This window comes from Roseibium sp. (genome assembly GCF_965233565.1).
Classification (GTDB): Bacteria; Pseudomonadota; Alphaproteobacteria; order Rhizobiales; family Stappiaceae; genus Roseibium.
This window is the reverse complement of record NZ_OZ247494.1, coordinates 5,360,596-5,377,825: the sequence shown is the minus strand read 5'-3', so window position 1 is coordinate 5,377,825 and position 17,230 is coordinate 5,360,596. Positions and strand designations below refer to the sequence as shown.

The window sequence follows — 17,230 nt, the reverse complement described above, 5'->3', positions numbered from 1 at the left end:
GGCGATTGCCGTCCGTCCATCTCGATCGCCATTAATGCCCGGTCAGGACAAGCGTCTGGATCGGGTAGAGCAAGGCCTGCAGGCGCAGGAGCATGGCGTGCACCAGACCAACGGTGTCCACCGCGTGCAGGAAGACAAATTCGCCTGTCCCGATCGGCTCGCCGGAGGCAAGCCGTTCATGATTGTTGGTATAGGCATTGACGGTACAGACCGCACCTGGAGGAAGGTCTCTTAGGCCATCTTCGTAAAGCGGCTCCAGAAGCGTCGTGATCGTTGCCGGTTTCACGGACTGGCTGGCGTCATAAAGAGACCCGCCGGTGCTGACCTGGCCAGACGCGATCTGTGTCTGGATTTCCGTGACGACCAGCGGAATGATCGTGAAGGGCACTGCTCCGCAGAACGCCTCCGCAACCATGCCTTCCTTGAGAACCTGTGCCTCAATCTGACCAAATCCGGCGATGATCCGCTCTCTTTGCGCGTCCGCCGGGATCAGTACGCCCGCCGGTCGCATGAGCGGATTGACGATATCGCCCTTGCGCAGAACAAACTGACTGACCGTGCCGTCAACGCCGGCATAGACCGTCATTTTCTCCAGCTCGACCTGCGCTTCCGCCTGCCGGGCCTCCGCACTGTTCAACCGGGCCGGCAGCGACACGTTGATCTTCGTTTCCACCAGATCCTGGTTTGCCTTGGCTGCGTTGAGAGCGCCTTGTCGTGCCGCCACCGTATTTTGCAGCTTTTCAAGATCGCGCTCACTGACAACATTGGCGTTGCGCTCGAACAGTTCCTGGCGTGTATCAAGTTCGTCCTGGGCCTGTTTGAGGGACGCTTCGGCCTGTTCGACCTGTGCTGTCGCTACGGCAAGTTCACCTTGTGCCAGGGCGATCTCGCCCTGAATTTCCGCGATTGCCTGCGTTGCCGTGACGACATCGGCTTCCTGACGTGTGCTGTCTAGCTTGAAGATCGGATCACCTGCCTTGACCTCAACTTCAAGTTCCCGCGGCACATAGGTCTCGATCACCCGGCCCGAACCCTCAGGCAGGATGGGAACAGTCCGGAAGGAGGAAACCGCAGTCGAGGAGGTCGGATGAAAATAGAAGATCAGCGTGATCAGGGAGACGGTAAGGATCAGGCACAGAACGATGCCGTATCGCAGTTCGAACCAGACGGAATAAAGCGTGATTTCCTTGCCGATGCGCTTGCCCTGAACAAATCGGCGGATCAGGAAGTCCGGAAGGATCGTCAGCAGCGAACAGAACAGAAGCTCAAACATGCTTGTTCTCCCCTTCCGAATTCGCAGGCTCGGGTTTTGCTGGTTCTGGTTCTGCCGGCACTGATGCCGCAGCCATCCCGCCTTCCGTGATCAGGTTTTCGGCGGACGGTGCCGCTGCTCCGGCAAATTCCGCTTCCTCATCGCGTTCCACCAAAGTTTCGGAAGAAACCCCTCCGGTTCCGGCAAGCCGGCTCAGGGAATGGGCCATGGATTCCAGCGGCGTCCAGAAATCCGGCAGCTGGATAAAGGCCAGCAGCAAGGCCGCCACCCAGAAGATGTTGTTGTGGGTGAACAGCGCGAGCAGACCGAGCACCGCGACCAGTTCAAACTGCATGCGTCCGTGTTTGTGCGCCAGCCGTTCGGGGATGGAATGAAGATGCAGGTAAAACACGCCGAGCAGAATGACGCCGACAATCAGCGCCACCAGCATGACACTCATCAGCCAATCACCGCCATCTGCCGTTGGTATGAAGGGCGGCAGATGATGTGGCGCAAGATCATGCGCTTGTTCGGCCATTGGTCAGTCCCCCGAATTCGTAAAGGCGCTGCTGAAATACGAGCGCCGCTGCGTCAGCTTAGTCGGGATTTGACCATTTGCGTATGAAAAAGTGTGTCTGTGGAATACTTTGGCGAATCCGGCGGCACCCATTGCGTGCCGCCGGCAACACCTTTTTTTAGCGTGGGGCCATGCGGATCGCACCGTCCAGACGGATAGTCTCACCGTTGAGCATGTCATTTTCGCAAATCGACTTGACCAGCTGGCCATATTCCGCAGCCTTGCCGAGCCGTGACGGGAACGGGACCTGCTGACCGAGCGAATCCTGAACTTCCTGGGAGAGACCCAGCAGCATGGGTGTTTCGAAGATGCCCGGTGCGATGGTCATGACACGAATACCTGATTTCGACAGATCCCTGGCAACCGGCAGGGTCATGCCGGCGACACCGGCCTTCGAGGCAGCGTAGGCAACCTGGCCGATCTGACCATCAAATGCGGCAACCGATGCGGTCGACACGATCACGCCGCGGCCACCGTCGGCCGTGACCGGGTCGAGCTCCACCATGCCCGTTGCAGCGATCGAAAGACAGCGGAAGGACCCGATCAGATTGACCGCCACGACCTTTTCAAACATGTCGATCGGATGCGCCTCGCCGCGCGACGTGGTCTTTGCAACCGGTGCAATGCCTGCGCAGTTGACCAGGATCCGTTCCTGGCCATGAGCCTTGCGTGCTGTCTCGAAACCGGCCTCGACGCTGGCCTGATCCGTGACATCAACATCTGCGAAAAGACCGCCGATTTCGGCCGCGACGGCCTGCCCCTGCTCCGCGTTGCGGTCGAACAGGGTCACCTTGACACCTTCACCGGCCAGCATGCGGGCCGTTGCCGCCCCGAGCCCCGAGGCCCCGCCTGTCACAATTGCGGCTACAGAAGAATCCAGTTTCACGTCACTCTCCTCAAGAAGGGCACAATCCATTGAAATCAATGGATTTAATCTCTTTTATTGACGATAAGGTCAATTTACCGGGCAAAGTGACCGAGAATAACGCTGCGGTCAAGCATTTCCGCGTGGTCCAGCCCTAGAGCGTTTCACGGTTTGAGTAAAACGATGTGTCTGTGTCGGTTATCGGGCCAGCACGACCAGGTCGACCGGTTGTTTCATACCCGCGACATCCGCCCCGGGCCGCGCTTCCAGTAGCGGCAGGTCCAGCCCCTGGGAAAGAGCTAGATCGAAAGTCGATTTGTCGGTCAATGCCTTCGAGCGCTCGACCTTGTTGGCGTCTTCCAGTTTTGCCGCCCTGTTGACAGCGTCCCCGATCACCGTGAATTCCAGGCGCCGTTTCGAGCCGATCACGCCGACAGTCACCGGGCCGGCGGAAACGGCCGTGCCGATTTCAAGGTGATGGGGCCAGCCGGCCTCCAGGAAACGCTGCTGCTCCAGTGCAGCGGATTCGACCAGCCGGGCCGCGGCGCGCAGGGCATCGGCGGCATAGGTTTCGCTGTCCTGAACCGCGCCAAAAGTCGCCAGGATGCCGTCACCCAGGAACTTGTCGACCCGCCCGCCTTCCTCGACGATCACCTCCACGGCCATGTTCTGGTATTCGGCCAGGACCGCCAGGACCGTTTCGGGGGCCAGCGTTGCCGAAGTCGAGGTGAAGGACCTTATATCGGCATAAAGGATCGCCGCGTCCCGCTGACGGCCCTCACCCGCCTGCAACTCCGTATCGGCGTCGGTGATGGAGGCAGCGACTTCCGGCGAAAAGAACCGGCGCAGATCCATGGCCGCCGCGTGGTCCTTGGTGGCTTCAAACAGCATGGACCGGCCCCGGTAAAGGGCAACGGACAGAATGACGGTCACCGCAAGAATGACCATGGTCTTGTCCAGTTCAGCGCCGATCAGAATGTTGTTTCCGGTCAGGTATTCCACATAGTTGCGGGTGACCCGCATCCGGTCCATATCGGCAACGACCGCATAGAACACCAGCCCAAGCCAGCCCGCCACGGCGACAAGCCCTGTTGTCAAAACGAAACGCGGATCAAAGCGCAAAGCCCTCATGCCTATGAAAAGGAACACATACATCAGCGTCGGGGTTTTCAGGTAGAAAGTCGGGTGCTGGCCGTATTGAATGTGAAAGGAAAAGATCAATCCCACCAGCAGGCTCATGTCGACGAAGATCGACACCAGCAGGTACCATTCCGGCAATTCATAGCGATAGGACAGGACCAGCCGCGTTACCGTAAACAGAAAATACGCCATCAGCGCATAGGGGACGAAGTTGAAACCGGCCGACCCCTCCGCCCGTGGCGCGATGGCATAAAGCGTTGAAAAGAACAGCACCAGGCCAAGCTGCACCCAGCCGATCAGCCGTTCCGAAGAGGCTTCGCGCGCCCGGATATCCTCGCGAACCCGGTCGGGCAGACCATCTACGGGCGGTCCGCCACGCAGAATATATTGAACTGTTTTTACAAATGAACTCATGTCGCCGCCGGGAAAAAGAAACGGTGACCGGAGTTTCCACGCCTCTGAAGGATTGCGCAAGCAGGCCCGCGGGATTGTGAGCGGATGTGAGCGGGGCTCAGGATTGCCAGCTAGCCTGCTGGCGCAACTGCTCCCCCATGCGAACGAGATCGCTTTGCCGTCGGCATCCGGTCTTGGCAAGGGCGGACTTGACCTGGTTACGGGCCGTATGGACGCTGATTTTCCGCCCTTCGGCTATCTCCGCCGGCGTAAGCCCGTCTGCGAGCTTCAGGACCGTGTCGGTTTCCGCGCGGCTCAACCCGAGCAAACGCTGCGCCTGTTCCTGCAAGGAAACGCTGTTCACGTCCCGTTTCAAGGCCACAAGAATTGCGGAAATGGACTTGTCCATGAAAATGCCGAATGGGGTGCGATCAAGATCGGCCAGACGGACCCCAATGGTTCGGCATGTCCAGGTCCGGCCATCATCGCCGGTCAACCGCCAGTTCTTGAAGATGTTGTGGTCGCCCCTGGCCTGAAAGTGTGCGAAGTCGCTGAATTCTTGCTGCACCTTTTCAGAGCGAAACCTTAAACGACGATCAAAACCGTCGCCAACCAATGTGCCACTGGCAAGCAGCGCTTCGGCTTCTGAAGAGGCATAGTGGATCGCCATGGCAGGATCTACGACAAATAGTGCGGTTCCCGACCCCAGCAAATGCTGCTCGGCGGCCCATTTCTCGAAAGAAAGCCCTGAAATCGTGCGGTTGATTTCAAGGGATTGGCGGATGACGGGCGCGAGATGGCTACATAACTGCAACCAGTCCGCCTCGTATCGGTCCCGGTCTTTTTCACGCATGTTGCCGCCGATCAGAAACATCCGGTCTGCGTCGAACGCCAGCATGGATCCTCCGCCACCGGTAATGTCTTCAAGTGGTGCCAACAGATCGGCATAAAACTCTGTTTTCCGAAGCTTGTCGGGTGGACAGAGTTGAAAGGTTGAGATGACGTCGCCAACCGCACATTTGGCGAAATTCGCGGCAAATGGGTTCTTGTCGGCGTAGTGCGTCTCGTAAATCTCCAGGATGGCCGGATCGTAACCTGAGGAATAGGCGAGCGGCGCCACCTTCGTCTGCTCATCATAGCCGATGAGCTGCGTGCACACCTGTGTTCCAAGCACCTGACCAAGTTCATCCAGGAACATTTGCCAGCGATCCGGCTGCAAAGCTGCTGCAACCGCGAGGTTCGTCAAGTGAATATACTTTTCAGCTTCAACAGTCATGCCCGCCCCAACGAACACTGTTAGATATTACAATATTACCCTGCAATCCGGCAGTGCTCACCGACAAAATTGCTACCGCTTAGTCCATTTGGACCATGCACTTAATGCATACACCCTGTAAACAACTATTGATCGTATTCGTCGCTCTCGTGTACCGCGTTTTCAAGGTACCCGGGCGCGTTTTCCAGGTGCAATCACGGAATACCCGCATTCCTGCACGTGGCGATATGATCCATTTTTAAACTGTAGTGTTTTTTGGGCGGCCGTTTGGGCCGCCCCTTTTTTTAGCCGTTGCAAGGAAAGCGATCAGGGACGCAGAACCATCCCCTCGCTGGCAACCAGTGTGCCTGGATAGGCGTTTTGGGCCGCAAGGCCGATTTCATCCAGTTCGTCGTCAGACCGGCGCGGATCGTGGTGAAACAGGACCGGGGTCTTCACATTTCCCTCTCTGGCGAGCTGCACGGCCTTTTGCCAGGTGGAGTGGCCCCAGCCCTTGTAGGTCTGGTATTCGTCGTCGGTAAACATGGCATCATAGATCATGATGTCCGTGTCCCGGACAAAGTCCGGAAGGGCAGCGTCAATCTCGGGATCACCATGTTCGTGATCGGTGATAATGCACAGGGACTTGCCGTGAAATTCGAACCGGTAACCGCACGCGCCGCCAGGATGATTCAACCGGGTTGTGCGGATCACCAGATCGTCCGACCGTGGAAGGTTTTCCCCCGCGGTAAAGGATTTGAACTCAACAGCTTTCAGCGTTTTGGCGGCCACCGGAAATATCGGCGGCGACATGATCCGGCTGACGATGTCGACGAGGTTGGTCTCATCCTGGAAATGGCCGGCCCAGGCCGTTACTTCGAAACTTGGATCATAAGCCGGCTTGAAAAACGGCAGGCCGCAGATGTGGTCGAGATGCGTGTGCGTGAACAGGAGATCGAAAGATCGGGTCTTGTGCCGGCACAATTCCATGCCGAGATTGCGGGCTCCTGACCCACAGTCAACAAGGACAAGCGCATCGCCTGCACGGATCTCGAAGCAAGAGGTCTCGCCGCCGTAACGCAGCGTGCTTGATCCGGGTGTCGGCGTCGATCCTCTCGCGCCCCAGCAGCGAAGCGAAAATTCCTCGGTCACATGTTGCTCCCTAGCCGTTGCCAGCGCTGCGGCGCGCATCGGCCAAGTCCCGGGTCGTCCGTTCAAGCCGCAACGCCAATGTCCGCATCACTTCAAGTGAGATATCCGGAAATTCTTTCAAGAGTTTCAAGAAATCATCTTTGGAAACGGTCAGAACATCCATGTTGTTTGCGGCAACAAGCGTCGCCGTTCGTGGCACGTCGCACAAAATGGCAATCTCACCGACGATAGAGTTCTCCGAAACCTGGGCAACCTTCTTTTCCCCCTCCGGGGTCGCAACCAGAACGTCCGCGTCGCCGGCAAGAATGATGAAGGCGCAATCGCCCTCTTCTCCCTGCGAGCAGAGGCGTTCGCCGGCCGGATATTCGGTTCGGTCGCTGATAAAGGCCAGGAGGCGCAGTTTCGTCTCGTCAATGCCATGAAAAAGCGGCACCTTTCGCAGCGCTTCGACTTCCGTTTCAAGTGTCATACCGTTCTCCCCCGGTTTCGTTCTGGGGCCAGGTTTTGTCCGATGTGCCTGGCATCGTCGGCAAACCGACTGCCCTTCTCCTCACCGCCATCCCGTTACCCCTTGTCTGCAAGCCGTCCCTGGTCGAATACGAAACGCTGCTCGAATTCGGCCGCTATGTCTGCGTTGGACGTGCCATACAGGAATGTCTTTTCGGCAAGGATGTCCCGCAAGCCGTCGCGCAGGCCCTTGTCGTCCTCTGTCATCCCGGTGGCGATATCGTCCAATATGGTGATTTTTGCGTTTTTCAGAAGGCCGCGCACCAGAGCGATCTTGCGCCTTTGGCCCGCGGAAAGCTTGGAACCGGCTACGCCGACATGATAGCCGAAGCCCGCATAGATGATCGGATGCCTTAGCCCTGTCTCTTCCACGATCGCGCGAATGACATCATCGATACGGCGCCGAGCGTCACGCCGGTCGACGCGCGCGCGCCCGAACAGAAGATTGTCTTCGATTGTGAGCGGCGGCAGATAGACATCCGGATCGAAGGCAACGAAGCTGTCGCTGTTCTTGACCACGCTCTCAAGGAAACGCTTGCGCGCGTCGATGACCTCGTCCCTGAGCTCATCCGTCATGACCCCCAGACGATGACGGGCCGGAACCAGCTTGAACGCAAGGCCGGTCAGGCGCGACCGGTCGGCCTCCGTCAGGCCAGGCCGTTGCTGACCGGATTTCGCGATCCGGACAATGCGTTCGAAATCCGGAATTTCATCGAGCGTGATGAAGGAATAGGCGCCAAGAAGGCCACTGTCACCCGAGACATTCGAGAACAGTTCCAGCATGGTCTCGGCAATCTTCAGACCGATCTGCTGCAGCTTCTTGTCGAAGCCGGTTTCCGTCAGGAAGGCCTTGACCTCTTCGAGATCGGGCACATCGTCCATCGTGACATTCGGGTCCGACGGGACGGCAAAGAACAGATTGTCGGCCAGGCTGGCACTCGCATTGAACTGGTCCCGGTTCCAAAGCTCGACCAATCCGCCGAGCGCGGGCTCCTTCGCAATCCGGTCGGCCAGATTGTTCCGCACGCTCAGGATCTTGTCGGCGAAACCATCATCCAGGGACGGGTCGAAACGGGACTGCAGACCAAGACGGTAAATGTCCTTGTCGAGCTTGACGGCCTTGAGAAGTTCAAGCGCCTTCTGGTCAAGCGCGCGCTCATTGTCGACACCGGCGGCTTCGAAGTCTTCCCACTCAGCGCCCAGGTCATAGATCGGATTCATGGTCAGCTTCGCTTCGCTGACCCGGCGCTTATAATTCTTCAGATCCTCGCCTTCGCGCTTGGGTGGTACGAGCGGTCTGTGCCTAAGGCCGTAATAGAGATTGTCCCGTATCGTGCCGGTCCAGACATGGACGGCGCCGCCGACATAGGCAATCTCGCGGCCGAGCGTCGCATCCGTCAGCTTGTCCAGATCGTGTTCGCCAATAAGGACCCGGCCGGTGGAGGCCGAGACCAGTCCGGCCGCGAGCTGCAGCACCTCCGATCGCCCTGATCCGTCTGGCCCGACAATGGCGGTGGAGCTGCCTGCCGGTACGGTCAGGGACACGTCCATGACTTCCTGACCCGCGGCACCACCGGAGAAATTGACGTTCTCGAACTTGACGTCGCCGGTGAGCTCGACCGTCTCGTCTGCGGTCAGACGCTCGGTGTCGTAAATGTCGGACGGGTCGAAATTCTCGACGACGGTCTGGTACTTGACGCTGACATCCGCCGTCATCTGATAGAAGGACAGCAGCAGCTTCCAGGGGCCGGCAAGGTCCTTGTAGGCGGCAATCACGGCCAGCAGTGCGCCGATGCTGAGATTGCCTTCAATCACGAGATAGCCGCCGATCAGATAGAAGAAGAACGGCGTCAGCTGGTTCATGAAATTGTTCAGGAACTTGATCAGGAACTTCCGATTGAAGATCTCGTAGCGGATCTTGAAGTTCTCATAGAGCCTGTCGGAGATGTCCGCCGAATGCCAGGCAGCCGCGTCGTTGGCATGAATTTCGGCAACACCTGTAATGCTCTCGCCGACCTTGTCGGCAATCACCCGCACGTTCTTCACGCGCTTGCGCGAGAGCAGCACGACGCGCCGCTGCAGAAGCGGAATAACGTAGCCCTGGATCGGATAGGAGCTGATCGCGGCAAGACCGAGCAGCGGGTCCTGCATGAAGATGAAGCCGAGCTGCACGATCAGCATGCCACCCTGATAGGCAGGCAAGGCAAACGCTTCGCCGATATAGCCGCCGACGTCTTCCACTTCCGATGTGATCATCGGAATGATTTCGCCAGAACTGACCTTCCGGAAATGCGGCAGTCTGAAACGCAGGACGCGTTGAAACAGCTCGAAACGCAAGCGCCGCAACATGCGCTCGCCAAGGCGCCCCTTGTAGACATTCAGATAGAATTTCAGGCCGTTGGAGACGACCACGAGAAACAGAAATGTCAGGCACAAAAGCACCAGATAGGGGATCTGGTCGAAGTCGAAGCCAAAAATTGTCCGCGGAAAATTGTCGCCCTGCACCGCATCGTTGACGATCAGTTTTGGCAGTTCGAGCAGGAAATAGACCACCGGATACGTGAGCACGGTGACCATGAGGATGAAGATCTGCTGCTTGGCACTATACTTCCAAATAAAACCGAAAAGGCTCTTTTCCATAAGCTCATCCAAACAGATAAGGATCAAACATGTGCAAGCAGATCAGATTTGGTATATTAGCGATCCGTGATCGATGCGCCAGCTAGGATTAGCATTAGCAACAATCAGTTTGAAAGGGTCCGCAGACCGTTCCTTGTCGAAAGTTCCGTGTCAAGCCATATCCGCACGTGACAACACCCAATCAATTGAGACATAAGCCTTCTCGGGGCAGATTTACACATTTAGGGGCAGTATGAGTTCCAAGACGCCGAAGATCCTCATCTACAGCCATGACTCCTTTGGACTGGGCCACCTGCGCAGGTGCCGGGCCATTGCGCAGTCACTGGTCGGCGATTTCGACACCCTGTCCGTCCTGATCCTGTCCGGCTCCCCGATCATCGGAAGTTTCGAATTCCGCTCCCGTGTCGACTTTGTCCGGATTCCCGGCGTGATCAAATTGCGCAACGGCGAGTACACGCCGCTCTCGCTGCATATCAACATCGATCAGACGCTGGCGATCCGGTCCTCGATCATCGAACATACGGCGAAGGTGTTCGACCCGGATATCTTCATCGTCGACAAGGAACCGCTCGGGCTGCGCGGCGAAGTGCTGCCAACCCTGGAAGCCCTGAAGGAAACGGATACGCGCCTGGTGCTCGGGTTGCGCGATGTCATGGATGACCCGCAGATCCTGAAGGAAGAGTGGGACCGCAAGAACGTCTATCCCGCGCTGAAAGACCTTTACGACGAGATCTGGGTCTATGGCCCAGAGGACATCTGCGATCCGCTTGACGGGATAGACCTGCCGGAAACCGTTTCCGACAAGTTGCGCTATACCGGATATCTGCGCCGCGAACTGCCGAAGTCAGCGCTCGATCAACCGGCGCCGACGCCCTTCGACGACGAACCCTATATTCTGGTGACGCCGGGCGGTGGTGGCGACGGGGTCGAAATGGTCGACTGGGTCATGCGCGCCTATGAAGCCCGGCAAAGACCGCTTTTTCCGGCTCTGATCGTTCTGGGCCCCTTCATGCCGGCCGCAGCGGCCGCACAGTTCAGTGAACGGGCAGAGCATCTCCGGGACGTGGAAATCATACGCTTCACCCCTCAGATCGAGCCATACCTGGCGAACGCCACCGCGATTGTCGGCATGGGTGGCTACAACACGTTCTGTGAAATCCTGTCCTTCGACAAACCGACCCTGATGGTACCACGCGTGGTGCCGCGCCGGGAGCAGGCCATTCGCGCTGAACGCGCCGAAAAGAGTGGCTTGCTCAAGGTCCTGCCGATTGACCGATATCCGGATCCGGATCTGATGGCCGCCGCGCTGTCGGAGCTGCCGGAAATGGCTCCTCCCTCTTCAGCCGGTGTCGACAATCTTCTGGGCGGGCTCGAGATCATTTCGAACCGTGTGGGCGAAATCTTCGAAGAGCAGCAATCCGACGAGCGGAAACTGGTCAACTTCTAGCCCATCGCCGCATTCACCTGCCGAAAACAGAGAGACACTGGATGTCCCGTATCGCCGTTGTGGTCAAAGGCTACCCGCGCCTGTCAGAAACCTTCATAGCGCAGGAGATCCTCGGCCTTGAACGCCGGGGCATCGGTGTATTGATCGTCGCCCTGCGCAAACCCTATGACCCTTTCATCCACGACCTGCATCGGCAGATATCGGCCGAGGTGATGTATCTGCCGGAATATGTGCGGGACGACCCGGCCCGCGTTGCCCGCGCCAAACGCTGGGCGGAAAAACAACCAACCTACGCGACCGCCAAGGCGCTGTTCGACGCCGATTTCAAGCAACAGCCCAATGCGGACCGCCGGCGGCGATGGGCACAAGGCTGTGTCTTTGCGCATGAATTGCCGGAGGACATCAGCTGGATCTACACCCACTATCTGCACACGCCTTGCTCGGCAGCACGCTACGCGGCCCATCTGTCCGGTCGTTCCTGGTCGTTCTCCGCCCATGCCAAGGACATCTGGACCAGCCCGGACTGGGACTTGAAGACCAAGATCAACGATGCCGCCTGGGGTGTCACCTGCACGGCTGTCAACGAGAAATACCTGAACGGGCTTGCCGATGATCCCGGCAAGGTCGAGTTGCTTTACCACGGCCTCGACTTTTCCGGCTTTCCGGAACCCGACGGCGAGCCGTCGACGCGTGATGGCCGCGATGCCCCCGTCCGCCTGGTGTCCGTCGGCCGTGCGGTGGAGAAGAAGGGGTATGACGATCTCCTGGCCGCCCTTGCGCAGCTTCCAGCCAACCTCAACTGGACCTTTACCCATATCGGCGGTGGTGAATTGTCGGATGTTCTGAAGGACCAGGCAGATGCTCTCGGGCTTTCGGATCGGATCACCTGGCGCGGCGCACAGCCGCGTGAAGAGGTCATCGCCGCCTGCAAGGACGCGGACCTGTTCGTCCTGCCCTCCAAACTGGCCAAGTCCGGCGACCGGGACGGTCTGCCCAACGTGCTGATGGAAGCCCAGTCCATGGGCCTGTGCTGCCTGTCGACACAGGTCTCCGCCATCCCTGAACTGATCCTGGATGGCGAAACCGGCGTTCTGGTCGCGCCCGGAGCACCGGACCAGCTGAAAGACGCCCTGAGCCGCCTCATTCAGGCCCCTCAGACGCGATACGAACTGGGACAGGCAGCGGCAAAGCGGGTCCGCTCCGAGTTTTCGACCGACCCTGGGCTCGATCGTCTGGCGGAGAAATTTCGCAAGGTTCTCTGACCGCAATCCGCAATGGGACAGTCATGAAAATCGCCTTCACCGCACCGATGAAACCTTTGGATCACCCGGTCCCCTCCGGTGATCGAACCATGGGCCGGTTGATCGTCAGGGCTCTGGAAAGCCTTGGCCATGAAGTGACGGTCGTAAGCCGTTTTCGGTCCTGGCGCAAGGACGGTGGTGCCGCGATCCAGCAACAGGTTCGCGACGACGCATTGGCAGAAGCAGAGCGTGCCGCCTCCGACTGGGAGCAAACCGGATACCGGCCAGATCTTTTTCTGACTTACCATCTCTATCACAAGGCTCCGGACTGGATTGGCCCGGTTCTGGCCGACCGTTTCGATCTGCCTTACGCCATTGTCGAGGCAAGCCGCGCGCCGAAACGGCAGACCGGTGACTGGGCTTTCGGCTTTGCCGCAGCTGATGCGGCGCTCAAACGCGCCGACGCGGTCGCTGCCATCCACAATGCAGATCTGGAGTGTCTGGCCGCAGCCGTGCCGCACAGAAACCTCTCGGTGCTGCTGCCGTTTCTGGACGCGGCCCCGTTTCTGGCCGCTTCCGCCGACGCCAAACCGCTGGCCGCCGCCCCGTTGAAACTGCTGGCCGTCGGCATGATGCGCGACGGCGACAAACAGCGGTCCTACGAGGTTCTGGCCGCGGCCCTCAATGAGCTGCGTGATACGCCCTGGCACCTGACCATCATTGGCGACGGACCAATGCGGGCGCAGGTTGAAACGCTGTTCCCGCCCGACCGCGCGACCTTTCTCGGTGCGCTCGAACAGGACGCGCTCGCAGCGCAGTATGCCCGCCATGACCTGCTCGTCTGGCCCGCCATCCGGGAGGCCTTCGGCCTTGTGCTTCTGGAAGCCCAGGCAGCAGGTCTGGGAATTATCGCCGGGGACACGTTCGGGGTTCCCGACATCGTTCTTGACGGCAAAACCGGGCTGCTCTCGCCTGAGGGCGACATTGGTGCCCTGGCCGCCAATCTGGGCAAGGTGCTAGATACGCCGTCGCTCGCTGACGAACTGGGCGCTGCCGCCCGTGTGCACATCCTGAATGTTCACACGCTTGAGGCCGGGGCTGCACGCCTGGAAGCGTTGATCGAAAAAGCAAAACGCAACCATCTGACCGCCAGGACGAGCGACACGGCATGAGCCCAAAAGCCTTCATTCATGTGCAGCACCTGTTGGGGACGGGCCATGTCGTCCGTGCCGCGGCCATTGGCAAGGCGCTTGTCAGCCTCGGTGTGGAGGTGACGCTTGCCAGTGGCAACCGGATCCCCCCAACCTTGGACACGAGCGGTCTTGAGATCATCGAGCTGCCGGCCTGCAAAAGCCCGGATGCAGGCTTCAAGCGCCTTGTCACTGTAGCTGATGAAGATATTGACGATGAATGGAAATCGGCCCGCGTTAATGCATCGATTCAAGCGTTTGACGCACAGGATTACGATCTACTCCTGACGGAGACCTATCCCTTCGGCCGGCGTCAGCTGGACTTCGAGCTGACACCTCTTCTGGACACCGCCAGGGCACGGTCAAAGCCACCGTTGATTGCCACCTCCATCCGGGACATTCTGGTGCGCAAGAAGGAGCTCTGGAAGGAGCGCTGGATGGCCGACCAGGCCCTCAAGTACTACGACCGCATTCTGGTGCATGCCGACCCGGGCTTCATCCGTCTGGAGGACAGTTTCCCATTCGCAGACGACGTCGCTGAGCTGGTGCGTTACACGGGCTATGTCGGCGGTGCGCCCCGCCCCCCGTCAGACAGCCGCGACGGTGAGGACGAGGTGATCATCTCCTGCGGCGGCGGTGCTGTTGCGGAAAACCTGCTGTCTGCGGCCCTTGATGCCCGGCCGTTGTCACGCCGTACCGAGGATACGTCCTGGCGCGTGCTGATCGGGCATGACATCTCCGAAGATGCCTTTGGCATTTACCGGCAAAGCGCGTCGGAAGGTGTGATCGTCGAGCGCGCACGCCGCGATTTTCCGGAGCTTCTGAAGCGGGCAAGGCTCTCCGTGAGCCAGGCCGGCTACAACACCGTGCTCGATGTTCTTGTTGCCGGCGTTCCGGCAGTGTTCGTGCCGTTCGCCCAGGCCAACGAAACCGAACAGACGCAGCGCGCCGAAGCGCTTGCCCGCCACGGGCGGGCCATTGTCACACCGGAAGCGGCTCTGACACCGGAGCGCCTTGCAGCGGCAATCGATGATGCGCTCGCCCTTCCCCGCGCATCTCACGAAGTGACGTTGGGCGGCGCTGAAAAAAGTGCTGCCATTCTGCTTGAGGACCTGAAGGAAAGAAGCGCATGACGACCGATCTTCAGCGCTTCCAGCGCGAGCTCACCCGGCATCTCGACTGGTTCGCGGAGCGGAACCGAAAGGTCCGGTTCTGGTGGCGGGACGATGACGCGATCGAACCTACACCGGCCCTCGACCGCATGCTCGACCTGGCCAACCGGCACAATGTCGATCTGGCGCTCGCTGTCATTCCGAAAACCGCCACAGAAGCCCTTGCCGAGCGCCTTGCCACAGAACCCCACGCACTGGTGCTGCAACATGGCTGGCAGCACAAGAATTTCCAGCGCAAGGATCTTGGTGAAAAGGCTGCAGAACTCGGCTCCCGCCGCGACCCCGACGAGCTGATGGCCGAGCTTTCTGCCGGCAAGGCACGGCTCGAAACCCTGTTTGGCGACAAGTTCATTCCTGCCATGGTGCCGCCCTGGAACCGGATCGCTCCGGGCATCCGGCACAGACTGCCGGAGATCGGCCTGCCGGGCCTGTCGACTTTCACCTGGTACCATTTCCCGAAGGCCAGCCAGGTGCAGTCCCATGTTGATATTTTGAAGTGGAAGAAGCAGGTCCGGTTCATCGGCTGGGAAAGCGCGCGCCTTCGCTTTGACCTGCAACTGACACGGCGGCGGAATACCGGCGGCGAACCGCTTGGGCTCCTGACGCATCACCTCGCCCATGACGAAGGCTGCTTCGAATTTCTGGAGGTGTTCCTGAAAATCGCGGCACATCATGAAGGGGCGGACTGGCCGAGGGCGAAGGGGCTTTTTCCGGGATAGGAGGTCGTTTTGGTCGTTGAGCAATTTTTCAGTCCGCTGCAACCCGTGTCCCTAGTTGCCGTGGGCGATTCAGGCGAGGCCATGACCTTGAGGCTGGTCCTGGAAAGTCTTGGCGCTTTTGTGTCCTACTATCCTGTCGGGACACCTGGGGATTTTCTCGCTGTTCTCTCAACCCCCAACGCAGTTGCCAGCCTGATAATTATTTCGGCGCATGGTGCTGATGGCGGCTTCCACTTCGGCGACTATGGGCCCGGCATAGACGTTTCCACACTGAAGGATGGCGAGCTTGGTCCGCAGGTGATCAGGGCGACAAGCAATCCGTCTCTCCCGATTATCCTGAGCACCGCCTGTGGCACTGGTACCAGCGACATGCAACAGGCTTTCCTCTCGGCAGGGGCCCGTGCCTTCATCGCCCCTGGTCAGCAGCCAGAGGCGCGGGACTTGCCCTTGTTTGTTCATCTGTTCGCCCACCAGCTGCTGGTCCGGCAGAGCAGCATTTCAGCAGCTTTTGAGGTTGCTAAAACCGCCGTTACCGACGCCGGGATGACCTTGGCGCTCGCTCCGCAAGCATAGCCAAATCTGGAATTCAGGACGTGGATCAACTATTCCTTCTCAAGCTAGGTTTCAAAGACCCCGCCTACCCCGGCAAGACCTTCTATTGCTGGCACTGCGCGCTGATGGAGGGTGTGCTGTCCTCTTTTCCGGAATTGGCCGGTCGGCTCGAAGTGCAGCGAATTTCCTGGCCCCGGCCTCGGCAGGAACTGGTCGACTTGCTCGGCGAAGCCCATCAAAGCTTGCCGGTGCTGGTTCTCGCCGAAGGCGGCTTCATCGATGACAAGGACGCCATTCTTGCGGCACTGACCGAGCGGCATGGCTTTCCCCACCCGCACCCTTGAAATCGCGCTGGCAGCCCATGCGTCCGCGCAGTTTGGCTCAAAGGCGAACCGGTTCCGGCTCATCAACAGAGGCGAGCCAATCCGACACGCGCCGCACTGTGGAGCCTTCCAGCTCATCCTGCCGAAAGGTGACAAAATACCCGCGTTCCGAGGTGGCCGATTGATCGGTCAGTCTCTGCAGTGCTCCATTTTGAAGAAATAGATCGAGCAGACCCGCCCAGCATAAACAAATGCCCTGCCCGGCCAGCGCCGCATTGATCATGAGGGCATAACTGTCGAAATCAAGCGTCCGCAGTTTTGTTTTGACGGGCGTTCCTATGGCGTCGAACCAGGTCTGCCAATTGTACCAAGCCCCGACGTCGCCCCGCAAACCGAGGAGCCGTTCGGTCTTGAGATCGTCGACCGAATAGGCCTTACCGGCGCGTTCGAGATAGGCCGGACTGGCGACTGGAAAAACCTCTTCTCCAAGTACGGCCGCCACCTCAAGTCCAGGCCAGACGCCATCCCCGAAGCGGATCTGAACATCAGCTGAATTGGTATCGTCAGTATGCGTCTGACTGATGATCTGGATCGACGCTTCAGGGACAGCGAGCTCCAGCTCCGGCAAACGCGGGATCAGCCAATAGGCGGCAAATCCGGACCCGCAACTGATGCTGACGGTGTCCTGGTGCGACTTCTGCCTCATTCGTGCGACAACCGCTTCCAGGCGCGAAAGACCGGAGCGCAGAACATCAAAGAGCTCCAGTCCTTCGGCAGTCAAAGTCAAAGGCCGGGTGCTTCGGTC

16 protein-coding genes are annotated in these 17,230 nt (G+C 59.1%); 7 read left to right on the top strand and 9 right to left on the bottom strand.

From position 1 onward, the window contains the following. Positions 1–31 precede the first annotated feature (31 nt). From ACO6TG_RS24485 to ACO6TG_RS24450, 8 genes are all read right to left on the bottom strand, one after another. The gene (locus tag ACO6TG_RS24485) at positions 32–1,273 is read right to left on the bottom strand and encodes an HlyD family secretion protein (RefSeq protein WP_422375589.1); all 1,242 of its coding nucleotides are present in this window, start codon (positions 1,271–1,273) and stop codon (positions 32–34) included. Further along, complete coding sequence (locus ACO6TG_RS24480; protein WP_422375588.1) at positions 1,266–1,790, bottom strand: hypothetical protein; 525 nt, start codon at positions 1,788–1,790, stop codon at positions 1,266–1,268. The genes ACO6TG_RS24485 and ACO6TG_RS24480 overlap by 8 nt, the downstream gene beginning before the upstream one ends. 157 nt (positions 1,791–1,947) lie before the next feature. Beyond that, positions 1,948–2,715, bottom strand: a complete 768-nt coding sequence (locus ACO6TG_RS24475; protein WP_422375587.1) for an SDR family NAD(P)-dependent oxidoreductase — start codon at positions 2,713–2,715, stop codon at positions 1,948–1,950. Between the two features lie 177 nt (positions 2,716–2,892). Then, a complete protein-coding gene (locus tag ACO6TG_RS24470; RefSeq protein WP_422375586.1) occupies positions 2,893–4,248 on the bottom strand; it encodes an adenylate/guanylate cyclase domain-containing protein in 1,356 nt (451 codons plus the stop codon). A 97-nt stretch (positions 4,249–4,345) separates the two neighbouring features. After that, positions 4,346–5,503, bottom strand: a complete 1,158-nt coding sequence (locus ACO6TG_RS24465) for a helix-turn-helix transcriptional regulator (protein WP_422375585.1) — start codon at positions 5,501–5,503, stop codon at positions 4,346–4,348. A gap of 306 nt (positions 5,504–5,809) precedes the next feature. Continuing rightward, complete coding sequence (locus tag ACO6TG_RS24460; protein ID WP_422375584.1) at positions 5,810–6,634, bottom strand: MBL fold metallo-hydrolase; 825 nt, start codon at positions 6,632–6,634, stop codon at positions 5,810–5,812. Between the two features lie 10 nt (positions 6,635–6,644). Further along, positions 6,645–7,103 carry a cyclic nucleotide-binding domain-containing protein gene (locus tag ACO6TG_RS24455; protein WP_094069941.1) on the bottom strand — a complete coding sequence of 153 codons (459 nt, stop codon included), beginning with the start codon at positions 7,101–7,103 and terminating at the stop codon, positions 6,645–6,647. Positions 7,104–7,198: 95 nt separating this feature from the next. After that, positions 7,199–9,781 (bottom strand): ATP-binding cassette domain-containing protein, encoded by a 2,583-nt coding sequence (locus ACO6TG_RS24450; RefSeq protein WP_422375583.1) that lies wholly within the window; start codon positions 9,779–9,781, stop codon positions 7,199–7,201. Between the two features lie 232 nt (positions 9,782–10,013). Here ACO6TG_RS24450 and ACO6TG_RS24445 point away from each other — a divergent pair, with 232 nt between their 5' ends. The 7 genes from ACO6TG_RS24445 (at position 10,014) to ACO6TG_RS24415 (ending at position 16,446) form a co-directional block, all read left to right on the top strand. Beyond that, complete coding sequence (locus ACO6TG_RS24445) at positions 10,014–11,228, top strand: glycosyltransferase family protein (RefSeq protein ID WP_422375582.1); 1,215 nt, start codon at positions 10,014–10,016, stop codon at positions 11,226–11,228. 41 nt (positions 11,229–11,269) lie between these two features. Next, complete coding sequence (locus ACO6TG_RS24440) at positions 11,270–12,490, top strand: glycosyltransferase family 4 protein (protein WP_422375581.1); 1,221 nt, start codon at positions 11,270–11,272, stop codon at positions 12,488–12,490. Between the two features lie 23 nt (positions 12,491–12,513). Continuing rightward, positions 12,514–13,641, top strand: a complete 1,128-nt coding sequence (locus ACO6TG_RS24435; protein WP_422375580.1) for a glycosyltransferase family 4 protein — start codon at positions 12,514–12,516, stop codon at positions 13,639–13,641. Continuing rightward, positions 13,638–14,792 (top strand): glycosyltransferase family protein, encoded by a 1,155-nt coding sequence (locus tag ACO6TG_RS24430; protein WP_422375579.1) that lies wholly within the window; start codon positions 13,638–13,640, stop codon positions 14,790–14,792. Before ACO6TG_RS24435 ends, ACO6TG_RS24430 begins: the two co-directional genes overlap by 4 nt. Beyond that, positions 14,789–15,550, top strand: a complete 762-nt coding sequence (locus tag ACO6TG_RS24425; RefSeq protein ID WP_422375578.1) for a polysaccharide deacetylase family protein — start codon at positions 14,789–14,791, stop codon at positions 15,548–15,550. The genes ACO6TG_RS24430 and ACO6TG_RS24425 overlap by 4 nt, the downstream gene beginning before the upstream one ends. A gap of 81 nt (positions 15,551–15,631) precedes the next feature. Further along, on the top strand, positions 15,632–16,123 hold the full coding sequence (locus tag ACO6TG_RS24420; RefSeq protein WP_422375577.1) for a hypothetical protein: 492 nt from the start codon (positions 15,632–15,634) through the stop codon (positions 16,121–16,123). Between the two features lie 11 nt (positions 16,124–16,134). Further along, on the top strand, positions 16,135–16,446 hold the full coding sequence (locus ACO6TG_RS24415) for a DUF3088 domain-containing protein (protein WP_422378947.1): 312 nt from the start codon (positions 16,135–16,137) through the stop codon (positions 16,444–16,446). 37 nt (positions 16,447–16,483) lie between these two features. Here the strand turns inward: ACO6TG_RS24415 and ACO6TG_RS24410 are convergent, their stop codons facing one another. Further along, positions 16,484–17,212 (bottom strand): LysR substrate-binding domain-containing protein, encoded by a 729-nt coding sequence (locus ACO6TG_RS24410; RefSeq protein WP_422378946.1) that lies wholly within the window; start codon positions 17,210–17,212, stop codon positions 16,484–16,486. Between the last annotated feature and the right edge of the window lie 18 nt (positions 17,213–17,230).